This window comes from Klenkia sp. AC732, from assembly GCF_979256525.1.
Genome location: NZ_CEEDOS010000007.1, coordinates 1 through 14,888 on the forward strand (window position 1 = coordinate 1; position 14,888 = coordinate 14,888).

Below are 14,888 nucleotides of genomic sequence, written 5' to 3' on the forward strand. Positions count from 1 at the left end.
GGGGACGAGGGCAGGATCCGGGGTCGGGGCGGGCAGCAACGCGGAGACGAGGTAGGAGGCCACCTCGCCGGGGGTGGTGCCACGGCCGAAGACCTTGTCCACGCCGAGCTCACCGGCCATCGCGGGGTCGAAGCGGGGGCCGCCGACGACCAGCAGCGGACGCTCGGGCCCCATCGCCTCGCGGAACGCCCCGGCCAGCTCCCGGGTGTTGCGCAGGTGCGCGTCCTTCTGGGTGACCACCTGGCTGACCAGCACGGCGTCGGCGCGGGCGGCGCGGGCCTGGCCCACCAGTTCCGGGACGGTGACCTGAGCGCCGAGGTTGGCGACGTCCATCTCCCGGTAGTACTCCAGGCCCTTCTCCCCCGCGAAGCCCTTGAGGTTGAGGATCGCGTCGATGCCGACGGTGTGCGCGTCGGTGCCGATGCAGGCGCCCATCACCACCAGCTTGCGGTGCAGCCGGGACTTGATGGCGCCGTTGACCTCGCTGGGGCTCAGCAGCGGGTAGGCCCGCTCCTCGACCTCCACGAGGTCGGTGTCGACCAGGTGGGACACCGACCCGTAGACGACGAAGAAGGTGAAGTCGGTGCCGATGCCGTGGCTGTGCACGACCATGGCCGGGGCGATGCCCATCTTGGTGGCCAGCTGCAGCGCGGCGCCCTCGGCGCGGGGGCCGGGCGGGACGGGCAGGGTGAACGAGGTCTGCACCATGCCGTCGCCGGTGGTGTCGCCGTAGGGACGGACGATGGTCATCGGGCCTCCATCAGCTCGGTGGCCGGGTCCAGGTGACCGGGGGCCTTGACGACGACGCCGTCCAGGCCCTTGCCGCGGTCGGCCGGGCGCTTGGTGATGCCGAACGTGCCGGCGGCGATCGAGGGCAGCAGCCCGTCGGCGGTGATCCGCTCCAGCAGGTCGACGGCCTCGCCGAGCACGGTGTGCGCCCGGGTGTCGATGAACCCGCCGGGCGGGGGTGCGAAGTCCTCGCCGAGTCCCCCGGCGGCGTCCAGCACGTAGCGCACGTTGCGCAACGCCAGGTCCCGGTCGGACAGCCACGGGGTGACGACGGCCTCAGTCATCATCCCGACCAGCAGGATCGACTGACCGGTGAGCATCCCGGCCAGGTTGAAGAAGCCGTCCAGCAGGTAGCCGCCGAACACGTCGCCGGTCATGTGCTTGGTGGGCGGCATCCACTTGAGCGGTGCGTCGGGGAACAGCGAGCGGGCCAGCATGGCGTGCGCGAGCTCCAGCCGGAAGGACTCCGGGACGGCCGGGTTGATCTCGAAGGCGTGGCCCAGGCCCAGCTGCCAGTCCTCGAGCCCGGCCTCGCGGGCGAAGCGCTCGTTGAGCAGCTGGCTGACCGTGACGGTGTGCGCCTCGTCGACGGCGTCGGCGGTGGTGAGGTAGTTGTCCTCGCCGGTGTTGATGATGATCCCGGCGCGGGCGTGCACCATCCGGCTGAACCGCTGGTCGACGAAGGTGCGGATCGGGTTGATGTCGCGGAAGAGGATGCCGTACATCGCGTCGTTCAACATCATGTCCAGCCGCTCCAGCCCGGCCAGCGCGGCGATCTCGGGCATGCACAGCCCCGAGGCGTAGTTGGTCAGCCGGACGTAGCGGCCCAGCTCCGCGCTGACCTCGTCGAGCGCGGCCCGCATCAGCCGGAAGTTCTCCTGGGTGGCGTAGGTGCCGGCGTACCCGGTGCGGGTGGCGCCCTCGGGCACGTAGTCCAGCAGGGACTGCCCGGTGGACCGGATGACGGCGATGACGTCGGCGCCGGCCCGGGCGGCGGCCTGGGCCTGCGGGATGTCCTCGTAGATGTCGCCGGTGGCCACGATCAGGTAGACCCAGGGACGTCGCGGCGGGTCGCCGTGGGTGGCCACCAGCTCCTCCCGCCGGCGGCGGGCGTCGTCCACCCGGCCCAGTCCGGCGCCGACGGCGGCCAGCGCTGCCTCCCGGGCCCGGTCGGCGTCCCCACCGGTGGGGACGGCGAAGCGGGCGGTGCCGGCGCCGACCTGCTCGGCCACGTCCTGCAGGCTCCCCGCCCGGCCCGAGGAGATCGCGTCCCAGACGGGCAGGGCGACGCCGTGCTCGAGGCCGACCTGCTCGCGGACGGTGTCGACCACCCGGTTCACCCAGGGGATCTCGCCCTCGCCGGTCACCGGGTCGGTGCCCTCCAGCCCGGCCAGCCGGAGCACCGCGCGCTCCACGGACACGGTGGTGTGCTGCCCGGCCAGGTCGATCACCGGCTGCGCGGCGCGGGCGGCGAGCTCCCGGGCGCGGATGACCAGGGCGGGGTCCAGCGTCAGGCGGGCGCTCACGGTCCTCCTCGGACGACGTCACCGGCGACGAGCAGGCCGCGGCTGGTGGGCCGGGCGCGCTCGGCGAGCACCCCGGACAGGGTCAGGTCGGTGGCCCACAGCGCCAGGTGCGCGGGTGCGCCGACGGCCAGCGGGCCCTCGGGGTGCTCGGCGCGGGCGGCGTGCCAGCCGCCGTGGGTGGCGGCGTCGTAGGCGTCGAAGGGGCGCAGCCCCGCACCCGGCGTGCGGTGGTCGACCGCGGCGTGCACGCCGCCCCACGGGTCCAGCGGGGTCACGGGGGCGTCGCTGCCCAGTGCGATGGCGACCCCGCCGTCGGACAGGTCGGCCAGCGGGTTGCAGTCCAGCGCGCGCTCCACGCCCAGCCGCTCGGCGTACATGCCGGCGTCCCCGCCCCAGGCGGCGTCGAAGGCCGGTTGCACGCTGGCCACGACGCCCCAGCGGCGCATCTCCTCGATGGCGTCGGGGCCGACCATCTCCACGTGCTCCAGCCGGTGCCGGCAGGCCCGGACGGCGTCCCGGCCCAGCTGCTCCCCCACCGCGGCGACGGCGGCCAGCACCTGGTCCACGGCGGCGTCGCCGATGCAGTGGAAGCCGGCCTGGACGCCGGCGGCGGTGCAGGCGCGGACGTGCTCGACCAGCTGGGCGGTCTCGAAGCGCAGCGCGCCGGAGGTCTCCGGCCGGTCGGTGTAGGGGGTGGACAGCGCGGCGGTGTGCGAGCCGAACGCGCCGTCGCAGAACAGGTCGCCCCCGGCGCCGGACAGGCCCAGCTCCCGGACGACGTCCAGCCCGCCGCGCTCGGACAGCTCACCCCACCAGCCCAGCACGAGCGGCCCGGGCACCTGGCGGCTCAGCGCGAGCACCCCGGCCAGGTCCTCGGCGCTGGAGACCTCGGGTCCACCCATCTCGTGCAGGCAGCCGATGCCCAGGTCGGCGGCCAGGTCCAGGGTGGCCCGCTGGGCCGCCGTGCGCTGGCCGGGGTCGACGGCGCCGTAGGCGGCCTGCCGGGCGGCGTGGTGGGCGTCCAGGCGCAGCCGGCCGTCGGCGGCGAAGCCGGGCAGGTCGGTGATCCCCGGGACCCGGTCCAGCAGGGCGGTGGAGACCGTGGCGGAGTGCACGTCGACGCGGGCCAGGTAGGCCGGCCGGTCGCCGACGACGGCGTCCAGGTCGTGCCGGGTCAGGGCCCGGCCCTCGGGCCAGGCGGTCTCCTCCCACCCGGTGCCCAGCACGATGCCGGTCGGGTGCGCGGCGACGTGCGCGGCGACGGCGGCCAGCGCCGACCGCAGGCTGTCCGCGCCGTGCAGGTCCAGCCCGGTGAGCGCCAGGCCGGTGGCCGTGGCGTGCACGTGCGCGTCGACGAACGCCGGGGTCAGCAGCGCTCCCCCGCCGTCCAGGGTGCGGGCTGCCGGTGGTGCGTCCGTGGCCGGCCCGACCCAGGCGATCGCGCCGTCGACGACGTGCACCGCGCGCCCGCGGGCGTCGCCGACCGTGACGTCGGTGACCAGGGTGCTCACGGGTGGACGCGGGGGTCGATCAGGGCCCGCACGCCGGGGGTCCGGCGGTACAGGTCCAGGGCCAGGGCGGCGTGCCCCGGCGTGTAGCCGTTCCCGATCAGCATCGTCACGTCCGCTGCCATCCCCTCGGCGCCCAGGGCCGCCGCCGGGAAGGAGGTGGCCATGGAGAAGAAGACCACGGTGCCACCGTCGGCCGTCGCGAGGACCGCCCCGTGTTCGGCGCCGGGGACGTCGACGCAGACGACGGTGACGTCGACCGGCTCGCCGACGGCGGCGGCGACCGCGAGCGGGTCGGTGGCGTCGGCGACGACGACCTCGTCGGCGAGACCGGCGGCCCGCAACGCGGCGGCCTCCCGGTCGTCGCGCACCAGGCCGACCACCCGGCGGGCGTGCGCGTCCCGGGCCGCGGCCAACGACAGGCAGCCGGACTTGCCGGCTGCCCCCACGACCAGCACCGAGGACCCGCGGCGGACCACCCGCTCGGTGGCCGCCGGTGCCCCGCAGACGTCGAGCAGGGCCAGCGCCACCGGCTCGGGCAGGTCCTCGGGCAGCACCGCGGCGATGGAGCGGGCGAAGAGCACGGCGGTGCCCCGGGCGGGCACCTGCTCGCCGCGGCCGTCCCAGCGGGTCAGGCCGTCGTCGATGCGCAGCGGGGTGAGGGTGAGCGAGACCAGGGTGGCCACCCGGTCGCCGACGGCCAGGCCCAGCGGTGAGTCGTCGCCGGCCTCGGCCACGGTCCCGATGAGCATCCCGCCGGACCCGGTGACCGGGTTCTGCATCTTGCCGCGCTCGGCCACGATCGCCAGCACGGCCGCCCGGACGGCGTCCCCGTCGCCGTCGTGGGCCTCGGTGAGCTGCCGGAAGGAGGCGGCGTCGAGGTTGAGCCGCTCGACGTCGATGCGCACCTCGTCGGGCCCGGTGGGGGCGTCGGGGTCCAGCCGGCGGGCGGCCTGGGGCAGCACCCCGGCCGGCTCCAGCACCCGGTGCACACCCAGGGCGCGCTGCACCGCCGTCGTCGACACCTGTGTCTCCTTGCTCCATCGGGGGCTCCTGCCGGAGAACCTAGCGCGTTGTGTGACTTTCGCCGTAGTTCTTCCCGTACCGTTCCCGTGTCGCCACCGGACCGGCCGGTCCGACCGCAGGACCACCGCAGGAGGACGCCGTGCTGGAGCAGCCCTACGAGTACCGCGCACGGGAGCTCGTCGAGCCCGACTGGCGGCGGCTGCCCGGGTTCGCCGACGTCACCGGGGCCCAGTGGCGCAGCGCCCAGTGGCAGCGGGTCAACTGCGTGAAGAACCTGCGCCAGCTGCGCGGGGTCTACGGCGACCTGCTCGACGAGTCCTTCTACGCCGACGTGGAGGCCGACCAGGCCGGCCGCGCGACGATGTCGCTGCTGCTGCCGCCGCAGATGCTCAACACGATCGTGCCCGACGCCGTCCCCACGACCGCGGCGGTGCTCGCCGACCCGGTGCGCCGGTACATGCTCCCGGTCGCCTCCGACCGGTACGCGGGGAGCGCGGCCAGCCACCCGCACGCCGCGCGCGACTCCCTGCACGAGCACGAGATGTGGGCCGTCGAGGGCCTGACCCACCGCTACCCCACGAAGGTGCTGGCCGAGCTGCTGCCCACCTGCCCGCAGTACTGCGGGCACTGCACCCGGATGGACCTCGTCGGCAACTCCACGCCGGCGGTCACCAAGCTCAAGTTCGACCTCAAGCCGGTCGACCGGCAGGCCGAGATGCTGGCCTACCTGCGGGCGACCCCCGGCGTCCGGGACGTCGTCGTCTCCGGCGGCGACGTGGCGAACCTGCCGTTCAAGAACCTGGAGGCCTTCGTCTCGGGCCTGCTGGAGATCGAGTCCGTGCGCGACGTCCGGCTGGCCACCAAGGCGCTGATGGGCATGCCCCAGCACTGGCTGCAGGACGACGTCGTCGCCGGGATGACCCGGCTGGCCACCACCGCGCGCTCCCGTGGGGTGTCCCTCGCCGTGCACACGCACGTCAACGCCGCGCAGTCGGTGACGCCGCTGGTCGCCGAGGCCGCTCAGGCGATGCTCGCCGCCGGGGTCCGCGACGTGCGCAACCAGGGCGTGCTGCTGCACGGGGTCAACGACACCGCCGGCCAGCTGCTGGACCTGTGCTTCGCCCTGCTCGACGGTGCCGGCATCACGCCCTACTACTTCTACATGTGCGACATGATCCCGTCGGCCGAGCACTGGCGGGTCGCGCTGGGGACGGCGCAGACCCTGCAGCACGACCTGATGGGCTACCTGCCCGGCTTCGCGACCCCGCGGATCGTCTGCGACGTGCCCTACGTCGGGAAGCGCTGGGTGCACCAGGTCGCCGAGTACGACCGGGTCCGCGGGATCAGCTGGTGGACCAAGAACTACCGCACCGGCATCGAGCGCACCGACGAGGCCGCGCTGGACCGCCGGTACACCTACTACGACCCGATCCACACCCTGCCCGAGGCCGGACAGCAGTGGTGGGCCGAGCGGGCGGTGGACCCGGTCGCCGCCGAGATGGCCGCCGTGGCCTCCCGCGAGGCGTCGGTCGCCCAGCTCCTGGGGTGAGCCCGGCCCCGGCTCGGCCGGTCGCGCCGGCGGCGGCGCACTAGCGCCGGCGCAGCGAGCCCAGCAGGTGCTTCGCGCGGGCCGGCAGGCTCGTCCGCGGGCCCTTGACCGCGGTGCCCCGGACGTCGTGCACGTCGAGCTCGTGCGCCTGCTCGGGCGTGGGGGCGGTGCCGCCCAGGTGCGCGGGCTGCCACCAGCGGTCGTCGTCGCCGGCGGGGACGTCGGGGTAGCCGGCCTGGGCCTCGGCGAGCAGGGCCTCCATGGCGACCTTGGTGCGACGCAGGATCGACTGCGCCTTCTCCCCCGGCTCGGGCACGATCGGCTCGCCGAGGAGCACGGTGACCGCGACGCCGCGCCTGAGGACGACGCTGTGGCCCTTGGTGGCGATCCGGTGCCCGCCCCAGACCGCGGCCGGGATGATCGGCACGCCGGCCTGCACGGCCATCCGCGCGGCGCCGGCCTTGAGGTCCTTGACGGTGAAGGAGCTGGAGATGGTCGCCTCGGGGAAGACCCCGACGACCTGGCCGTCCTTCAGCGCCTCCACGGCGACGTCGAAGGCCGCGGCGCCGGCTGTGCGGTCGACCGGGATGTGCTGCATGGCCCGCATGAAGGGCCCGGCGAACCAGTGCCCGAACACCGAGGCCTTGGCCATGAAGCGCACCAGCCGGTGCTGGGGCAGCGCGCCCAGGCCCAGGTAGGTGAAGTCGAAGTAGCTGACGTGGTTGCTGGCGATGACCGCGCCGCCCGTGGTCGGCACGTGCTCCTGGCCGCGGACGTCGAAGCGGAAGCCGAAGGCCGTGAAGACCACCAGGCAGACCCGGATGACGAACCGGTAGGGCCGGTCCCGCGGGTCCGGTGAGGGTCCGAAGAGGTCCCGGCGGATCACGTCGCGGAGGCTGGCCGTGTACATGCTGCGGACCCTAACGGCCGGTCGTGAGCCGTAGCCGGACGGCTCGGACGCGTTCCGCTGCCCCCTCGCCGTCCCGGCCCCCGCTCAGCACAACGACAGCTGCTCGGGCTCCACCCGGTCGCTGACCGCCACCGGCCGGTCGGGCAGCGACCCGCGGGGGAAGCTGGCCGCGTCGTCGCCGGGGAGGCCGCCGTCCAGGCCCCGGGCCGCTCCCCCGCTGTGCGCGTCCAGGCCGTGGGCGGCCAGCATCGGGGCCACCCGGGCAGCCAGCCAGGTCCGGTAGTCCGCGGACACGTAGGCCCCGCGGCCGTACATCGTGCGGTAGCGGCTGACCAGCCGGGGGTGCTCCCGGGACAGCCAGGTGGTGAACCACTCGCGGGCGCCCGGGCGCAGGTGCAGCGGCACCACGGTCACCCCGGTGGCCCCGGCCTCGGCGACCGCGGCGATCGCCTTCTCCAGGTGCTCGCGCTGGTCGGTCAGGCCCGGCAGCACCGGGGCCAGGAAGACCCCGCACGGCAGCCCGGCGTCGGTGATCTGCCGGACCAGCTCCAGCCGCGCCTTCGGTGTGGGCACCCCGGGCTCCAGCGAGCGGTGCAGCTCGTCGTCCCAGATGGCCAGCGAGACGCCCATGCCGATCGGCACGTCCCTGCTGGCCGCGGCCAGCAGCGGCAGGTCGCGGCGGGCCAGCGTCCCCTTGGTGAGGATCGAGAACGGGGTGCCCGACCGGGCCAGCGCCTCGATCACGCCCGGCATCAGCCGGTACCGGCCCTCGGCCCGCTGGTAGGGGTCGGTGTTGGTGCCCAGCGCGACGTGCTCGCGCTTCCACGACGCCCGGGCCAGCTCGCGGCGCAGCACCTCGACGATGTTGGTCTTGACCACGATCTCCTGGTCGAAGTCGGCCCCGGTGTCCAGCTCCAGCCACTCGTGGGTGCCGCGCGCGAAGCAGTAGACGCAGGCGTGACTGCACCCTCTGAAGGTGTTGATCGTGTAGCCGAACGGCATGGCCGAGCCCTTGGGCACGGCGTTGAGCGCCGACTTGGACCGGACCTCGTGCAGGGTCAGGCCGGGGAACTCGGGCACCTGCAGGCTGCGCAGCAGGCCGGCGACGGTGGGCAGCCCGGGGAGCGTCGTGGGCTCCTCGAGGTCGAGCCGCTGGGCGTCCCATCGCATGCGCCCAGTCGAACACACGTTCGGGCCCTTGTCGACGAGCCGACGCCCGCTGCCCGTCCGTGTCTGTGGGGATGCCCGACCGCCGTCGGTTCAGGGTGGGGGTTCGCCGACGTCGAGGCGACCGACGAGGCCGTCGCGCACCGTCAGGGTGTGCAGCACCGTGGTGTCGGACAGCACGTCGCCATCGGTGTCCCGCACGACCTGGTGCACCGTCACCGCCAGTCCCCCGCCGGTCGCCCGGACCTCCAGGGGTCTGAGGGTGAGGCGGAGGTCGAGACCCTGCGCGGTCAGGTGCGCCGCGACGGCGTCCTGCCCCCGGACCCGGCCCCCGGACCAGGGCTCCGGCCAGTCGACGTCGGGGTGCAGGCACGCCACCACCGCGGGGACGTCGCCGGCCGACCAGGCCGCGTACAGCGCCGGTACGTCCGGCGTCGACCCGGGGTGGAGGGTCAGAGCGGCGGCCGGTCCTCGTAGAAGGTCGTCAGCACGACCGTGGTCCGGGTCGTGACGTTCGCCGCCGCCCGGATCTCGGCCAGCAGGCCCTCCAGCGCGTCGGGTGAGGCCACCCGCACCTTGAGCATGTAGCTGTCGGGCCCGGCCACCGAGTGGCAGGCCTCGATCGCGGTCAGGTGCGCCAGCCTGGCGGGGGCGTCGTCGGGCTGGGCGACGTCGATGGGGGTGATCGACACGAAGGCCACCATCGGCAGGCCGACCGCCTTCGCGTCGACCTTCGCCGCGTAGCCCCTGATCAGCCCCCGCTGCTCGAGCCGGCGGACCCGCTGGTGCACCGCGGAGACCGAGAGGCCCACCTTCTCGGCCAGCTCGGTGTAGCTGGCCCGCCCGTCCCGGGCCAGTGCGGCCAGCAGCGCCCGGTCGACGTCGACCGCCCGCACCTCGACCGCCCGCGCCTCGACCGGCCGCGCCTCGACCGGCCGAGCCTCCAGCGGTGCGGCCGCGGGCACGGTGGCGAGGGGTTCAGCCGGCAGTTCGGTCGCGCTCACGGGGTCCCTCGTTCAGCAGTCGGAGGCCGTCCTCGGAGTTGACGGCCGGGTCCCCGAGCGGGGTCGAGGTGTGCAGCCTCCCGGGTCGTGACCAGCGCAGACACCCCAGCCGGGGTGGGCCCAGGGACGACGGCGGTCTGCACCCTCGCAGACTAGCCACGGGGTGTGACGGTCCCGATCGTCGTCCACAGTCGTTGTCAGGCCGTTACCGTCCCGGGCGTGACGACGATGCTGCTGGACGCGGCGAGCCTGTACTTCCGGGCCTTCTACGGGGTGCCCACGACGGTGACGGCCCCCGACGGCCGGCCGGTGAACGCCGTCCGGGGGTTCCTGGACATGACCGCGCGACTGGTCGTCGCGCACCGGCCGACCCGGTTCGTCGCCTGCTGGGACGACGACTGGCGGCCGGCCTTCCGCACCGACGCGGTGCCCTCGTACAAGGCGCACCGCCAGTCCGCCGAGGGCGGCGAGGAGGTCCCCGACGAGCTGGGCCCGCAGGTCCCGGTGCTCGTCGACGTGCTCGCCGCAGCCGGGTTGGAGCGGGTCGGTGCCCCCGGCTACGAGGCCGACGACGTGATCGGCACCCTGGCCACCCGGGCCCGCGGGCCGGTCGACGTCGTCACCGGGGACCGGGACCTGTTCCAGCTGGTGGACGACGCCCGCGGCGTCCGGGTGCTGTACACCGCCCGCGGCGGGATCGGTGACCTCGACCTGGTCGACGAGGGCGCGGTCGCCGCGAAGTACGGCGTGCCGGGGAGGTCCTACGCCGACTTCGCCGTCCTGCGCGGGGACCCCAGTGACGGCTTGCCCGGGGTCAAGGGCGTCGGGGAGAAGACCGCCGCCGCCCTGGTCAACGCCTTCGGGTCGCTGGCCGGCATCCGGGAGGCGGCCGCCCGGACGGCGGTGCCCAAGGCGCCGCTGACGGCGTCGGTGCTCAAGAAGCTGCACGAGGCCTCGGCCTACCTGGACGTGGCCCCGGCCGTGGTCGAGGTGGTCTGCGACATCGACATGCCGGCGGTCGAGGGTCACCTGCCCAGCCGCCCGGCCGACCCCGACCGGCTCACCCACCTGGCGGAGGAGCACGGCCTGCAGACCTCGGTCCGCCGGCTGGGTGCTGCCCTGGAGTGGCCCGGCTTCGTCGGCTGAGACGACGCCGGCCGGTCACCCCGGGGCAGGGTGACCGGCCGGGGCCGTCGGTGCGGGCTGGGGTCAGCCCTCCTGCCAGGTGTAGGCGGCGTCGTCGCTGGTGACCTCGATGGTGATCGAGACCTCCTCGTCGTCGCCGGTCGTGCCGGTGCAGGTGTAGGTCTCCCCGACCTCGACGGTCATGTCGTCGGGGCAGGACAGGTCGAGGGAGACGTTCTCGCGCTCCTCGAACTGGGCGGCCACGTCGCGCTGCACGGCCTGCGGGTCGAGCTTCGTGGAACCCAGGACCATCGGCAGGACGATCGCGGCCGCGATGACGACCAGGGCGAGTGCCGCCAACCCGATGATGAGACCCAGCGGCTTCTTCTTCGCCGGGGCCGCGGGTGCCCCGCCCCAGCCGCCGGCCTGACCCTGCTGGCCGTACTGGCCGGGCTGCCCGTAGGCGCCCTGCTGGCCGTACTGGCCCTGCCCGTACTGCTGGCCCTGCTGGCCCTGCCCGTACTGCTGGCCCGCGCCGTACTGACCGGGCTGGCCCTGGCCGTACTGCTGACCGCCGGGGCCGTACTGACCCTGCTGGCCGGGCTGCTGCCCGTACTGGCCCTGCTGGCCGGGCTGCCCGTAGCCGGGCTGGCCGTACTGCTGGGCCGACTGTCCGTACTGCGGGGAGGGACCGGCCGACGGCGCCCCCGAGGGGCCCTGCTGGCCCCAGGCGGACGGTGCGCCCCCGTACTGGCCCTGCCCGACGGGCGGGGACTGGTCGCCCGGGCCCGAGGCCCAGCCACCCGCCCCCGACTGCTGGCCGCCCTGCGACCACGAGGACTGCGGCGGACCCGACTGCGACGGCGAGGACTGCGACGACGAGGACTGCGACGACGGTGCGCCACCGGACCAGCTGGAGGCACTGGACGAACCGGTGTTCGGCCCCTGCCCCTGTCCCTGTGCACCCGACCAGCCACCGGACTGCCCCCAGCCGGACGCACCCGGCTGCCCGCCGGACTCACCCTGCGGGTCGCGCAGCGGGATCATCCGGGTGGAGCCGGGACCGTCGTCGGGACCCTGCGGAGGGGTGCTGTCGGCACCCTCGGCCGGGGACCCGCCGGTGGGCGCCGAGCCGTCGGACCCCTGGCCGGTCCACCACGGCGTCTCGGCCGGGCGCTCCGGGGTCTGGTCCCCGTGCTGCTGGTCGCCACCCTGCGGCGGGTTGGTCATCGTCGCTCCCTCGGTACGTGTGGCTCGCGTCGCCCGGTGGACGACGTCCCGGACGTGGGATGCGCCGCCCGGGCGGCACGATTGTCCACCACACCCCCTCCCGGCACCGGGCGAACCGCGACGGGCCGGCGGGGGCGGCGACGGGTGGGTGACGGGTGGGTGATGACGGCCGGGTGGCTCAGCCGGAGACGGCGACCGCCACGACGCCCCGCCGGACGCGGTCGACGGCGGCCCGGGCCACCCCGGCGACGGGCCCGTCGGCGACCTTGGCCAGCTGGTCGAGCAGGTCGACCAGCTGCCGCGCCCAGCGGACGAAGTCCCCGCCGGAGAGCTCGGTGCCGGCCTCCTCCGCGCCGGCCAGCACCCGGTCGAGGGTCTGCCCGTCCGCCCAGCGGTAGGCCGCCCAGGCGAACCCCAGGTCCAGGTCGCGGCTGGGGCGCACGCCGTGGTCGGACTCGACGGCCCGCAGGTCGACCTGCACCCGCCGCATCGCCGCGATGCTGGCCGCGACGGGCCCCGCCGGCACCGAGGGCTGCGCCGGGGACTCCCGCCGGGCCTCGAAGACCAGGGTGGACACGCACGCGGCCAACTGCGCGGGGTCCAGGCCCGTGAACGCCCCGGCGCGCAGGCACTCCGCGGTCAGCAGGTCGGCCTCGGACCAGATGCGGGCCAGCCGCCGGCCGTCCGGGGTCACCACGGGCGCCTCCACCGACGGGTGCGGCCCGGGCGTGTCCACGTCCGCCGCGGACGGCGCGTCGGGCAGCAGGTAGCCCAGCTGCTCGAGCACGTCGCAGGTCCGGTCGAACTGCCGGGTGAGCGAGCCGGTGCGCTCGTCCATCCGGCGGCGCAGGTCCTCGGCCTCCCGCAGCGACCGCAGCCAGCGGTCGGCCCCCCGGACCCGCACCTCTCGGTCGGGCAGGGCGTGCACCGGGTGCTGGCGCAGGGCGTGCCGGAGGTCCGACAGCACCGGGTCCTCCCCAGCGGTCGAGCGGGCCCGGGTCTTCCGGGCACCCAGCTCGTTCTCGACCCGGGTCTCGCGCAGCACGGCCGCCAGGTCCCGCCGGGCGTGCGGGCTGCGGTGGTTGAACGCCTTGGGGATGCGCATCCGGGCCAACGCCTCGACGGGGGTGGGGAAGTCGATGGGCCCCAGCCGCCCCGCCCACTTGTCCTCGGTGAGCACCAGTGGTCGGGGGTCGCCCAGCTCGGTGATGCCGGGGTCCAGCACCACGGCCAGCCCCTGACGCCGCCCCGACGGGACCCGGACGACGTCCCCCGGCCGCAGCGCCATCAGTGCTTCGGCGGCCTCCAGGTGCCGGCGGGACTGGGTGTCGCGGGACAGCGCCTTCTCGCGCTCGCTGATCTCCTGGCGCAACCGGGCGTACCCCGCGACGTCACCCAGGTCGGTGCTGACCTGCGCCTGCAGCGCGAGGGCCTCCTCCTCGTGCCGGGCCGCCGAGCGGGCCAGGCCCACCACCGACCGGTCGGCCTGGAACTGGGCGAAGGATGAGCCCAGCAGCTCACGGGCGTGCTCCCGGCCGAACGAGCCGACCAGGTTGACGGCCATGTTGTAGCTGGGCCGGAAGGAGGACCGCAGCGGGTAGGTGCGGGTGCTGGCGAGCCCGGCGACCGTGGCCGGGTCGACCCCGGGCGCCCACACGACGGCGGCGTGTCCCTCCACGTCGATGCCGCGCCGCCCGGCCCGGCCGGTGAGCTGGGTGTACTCCCCCGGCGTGACGTCGACGTGGGCCTCGCCGTTCCACTTGACCAGCTTCTCCAGCACCACGGTGCGAGCCGGCATGTTGATGCCCAGCGCCAGGGTCTCGGTGGCGAAGACGGCCTTGACCAGGCCCCGGACGAAGAGCTCCTCGACGGTCTCCTTGAACGCCGGGACCAGGCCGGCGTGGTGCGCCGCGAGCCCGGCGAGCAGGCCCTCCCGCCACTCCCAGAAGCCCAGCACGTGCAGGTCGGCGTCGTGCAGCGACCCGGTGTGCCGCTCGATGACCTCGGCGATCTCCGCCCGGTCGGCCTCGTCGGTGAGCCGCAGCCCCGAGCGCAGGCACTGCTCCACCGCCGCGTCACAGCCCTTGCGGCTGAAGACGAACGTGATCGCGGGCAGCAGCCCGGACCGGTCCAGTCGGGTGAGCACCTCGTCCCGGCCCGGTGGGACGTAGCGGGGGCGGTGGTCGTAGCGGTCCCGGGAGTCCCGGCCGCGCCGGCCCCCACCGCCGTGCCAGGAGTCCAGCCGGCGCTCCTGCTCCTTGACGTAGCGCACCAGCTCCGGGTCCACGACGGCCGACCCGCGCTGCCGGGTCGACAGCTCGCGCCCGGCCGGTGCGGCGTCCTCGGCGGCGACGTGTGCGACCGGCCGCAGTGCGAACAGGTCGAACAGCCGGCCGCCCACCAGCATGTGCTGCCACAGCGGGATGGGCCGGACCTCGCTGACCACCACCTTCGTGTCCCCGCGGACCGTGACCAGCCAGTCGGCGAACTCCTCGGCGTTGCTCACCGTCGCCGACAGCGACACCAGCGCCACGTCGTCCGGGAGGTGGATGATCACCTCCTCCCACACCGCGCCACGGAACCGGTCGGCCAGGTAGTGCACCTCGTCCATGACGACGTAACCCAGCCCGCGCAGCGCCGGGGAGTCGGCGTAGAGCATGTTGCGCAGCACCTCGGTGGTCATCACCACCACGGGGGCGTCCCCGTTGACCGCGTTGTCCCCGGTGAGCAGGCCGACCTTCTCCGGGCCGTAGCGGTCCACGAAGTCGGCGTACTTCTGGTTGGACAGCGCCTTGATCGGCGTCGTGTAGAACGCCTTGCGCCCCTCGGCCAGGGCCTTGTGCACCGCGAACTCGCCGACCACCGTCTTGCCGGCGCCCGTCGGCGCGCACACCAGGACGCCGGACCCGTCCTCGAGCGCCTCGCAGGCCTCGACCTGGAAGGGGTCCAGGCTGAACCCGAGGTCGACGGTGAAGTCGGAGAGCAGGGGGTGCCTCCCCCGGCGCCGGCTCGCTGCGTACCGCTCGGCAGGGCTGGACATGCCCCCACGGTAGG

At 74.8% G+C, this 14,888-nt stretch carries 12 protein-coding genes; 2 read left to right on the forward strand and 10 right to left on the reverse strand.

Features of this window, described 5'->3' with window-relative positions; all coding sequences use genetic code 11:
* The 4 genes from kamE to kdd all read right to left on the reverse strand — a co-directional run.
* Positions 1–750 (reverse strand): lysine 5,6-aminomutase subunit beta (kamE, locus tag AC0IVP_RS04595; protein WP_471754896.1); only part of this gene is annotated, 750 nt, incomplete at its 3' end.
* Positions 747–2,315, reverse strand: a complete 1,569-nt coding sequence (gene kamD, locus AC0IVP_RS04600; RefSeq protein WP_471754898.1) for a lysine 5,6-aminomutase subunit alpha — start codon at positions 2,313–2,315, stop codon at positions 747–749. The genes kamD and kamE, both read right to left, overlap by 4 nt.
* Positions 2,312–3,826 carry an amidohydrolase gene (locus tag AC0IVP_RS04605; protein WP_471754900.1) on the reverse strand — a complete coding sequence of 505 codons (1,515 nt, stop codon included), beginning with the start codon at positions 3,824–3,826 and terminating at the stop codon, positions 2,312–2,314. Before AC0IVP_RS04605 ends, kamD begins: the two co-directional genes overlap by 4 nt.
* On the reverse strand, positions 3,823–4,848 hold the full coding sequence (gene kdd / locus AC0IVP_RS04610) for an L-erythro-3,5-diaminohexanoate dehydrogenase (RefSeq protein WP_235564908.1): 1,026 nt from the start codon (positions 4,846–4,848) through the stop codon (positions 3,823–3,825). The genes AC0IVP_RS04605 and kdd overlap by 4 nt, the downstream gene beginning before the upstream one ends.
* 140 nt (positions 4,849–4,988) lie before the next feature.
* Between kdd and AC0IVP_RS04615 the strand changes: the two genes are divergently transcribed.
* Positions 4,989–6,398, forward strand: coding sequence for a KamA family radical SAM protein (locus tag AC0IVP_RS04615; RefSeq protein WP_471754902.1), 1,410 nt, complete (start codon positions 4,989–4,991; stop codon positions 6,396–6,398).
* Between the two features lie 40 nt (positions 6,399–6,438).
* On the opposite strand, the gene AC0IVP_RS04620 is transcribed toward AC0IVP_RS04615, so the two are convergent.
* The 4 genes from AC0IVP_RS04620 to AC0IVP_RS04635 form a co-directional block, all read right to left on the reverse strand.
* Positions 6,439–7,308, reverse strand: a complete 870-nt coding sequence (locus AC0IVP_RS04620) for a lysophospholipid acyltransferase family protein (protein ID WP_471754904.1) — start codon at positions 7,306–7,308, stop codon at positions 6,439–6,441.
* 84 nt (positions 7,309–7,392) lie between these two features.
* Positions 7,393–8,478 carry an Rv2578c family radical SAM protein gene (locus tag AC0IVP_RS04625; RefSeq protein WP_056298604.1) on the reverse strand — a complete coding sequence of 362 codons (1,086 nt, stop codon included), beginning with the start codon at positions 8,476–8,478 and terminating at the stop codon, positions 7,393–7,395.
* A 90-nt stretch (positions 8,479–8,568) separates the two neighbouring features.
* Positions 8,569–8,931 (reverse strand): nuclear transport factor 2 family protein, encoded by a 363-nt coding sequence (locus AC0IVP_RS04630; protein ID WP_471755056.1) that lies wholly within the window; start codon positions 8,929–8,931, stop codon positions 8,569–8,571.
* Positions 8,928–9,479 (reverse strand): Lrp/AsnC family transcriptional regulator, encoded by a 552-nt coding sequence (locus AC0IVP_RS04635; RefSeq protein ID WP_471754906.1) that lies wholly within the window; start codon positions 9,477–9,479, stop codon positions 8,928–8,930. The genes AC0IVP_RS04630 and AC0IVP_RS04635 overlap by 4 nt, the downstream gene beginning before the upstream one ends.
* Positions 9,480–9,707: 228 nt before the next feature.
* Between AC0IVP_RS04635 and AC0IVP_RS04640 the strand changes: the two genes are divergently transcribed.
* Positions 9,708–10,625: a 5'-3' exonuclease gene (locus AC0IVP_RS04640; protein ID WP_056299082.1), complete on the forward strand. Its 918-nt coding sequence runs from the start codon at positions 9,708–9,710 to the stop codon at positions 10,623–10,625.
* A 63-nt stretch (positions 10,626–10,688) separates the two neighbouring features.
* Here the strand turns inward: AC0IVP_RS04640 and AC0IVP_RS04645 are convergent, their stop codons facing one another.
* Positions 10,689–11,834, reverse strand: a complete 1,146-nt coding sequence (locus tag AC0IVP_RS04645) for a DUF4333 domain-containing protein (RefSeq protein WP_471754908.1) — start codon at positions 11,832–11,834, stop codon at positions 10,689–10,691.
* Positions 11,835–12,012: 178 nt separating this feature from the next.
* Positions 12,013–14,874, reverse strand: a complete 2,862-nt coding sequence (locus tag AC0IVP_RS04650) for a DEAD/DEAH box helicase (protein ID WP_056298614.1) — start codon at positions 14,872–14,874, stop codon at positions 12,013–12,015.
* Between the last annotated feature and the right edge of the window lie 14 nt (positions 14,875–14,888).

Coding starts and splice junctions, on each gene's coding strand:
- AC0IVP_RS04650 (WP_056298614.1), bottom strand. CDS start 14,874: ATGTCCAGCCCTGCCGAGCGGTACGCAGCGAGCCGGCGCCGGGGGAGG.
- AC0IVP_RS04640 (WP_056299082.1), top strand. CDS start 9,708: ATGCTGCTGGACGCGGCGAGCCTGTACTTCCGGGCCTTCTACGGGGTG.
- AC0IVP_RS04645 (WP_471754908.1), bottom strand. CDS start 11,834: ATGACCAACCCGCCGCAGGGTGGCGACCAGCAGCACGGGGACCAGACC.
- AC0IVP_RS04620 (WP_471754904.1), bottom strand. CDS start 7,308: ATGTACACGGCCAGCCTCCGCGACGTGATCCGCCGGGACCTCTTCGGA.
- AC0IVP_RS04625 (WP_056298604.1), bottom strand. CDS start 8,478: ATGCGATGGGACGCCCAGCGGCTCGACCTCGAGGAGCCCACGACGCTC.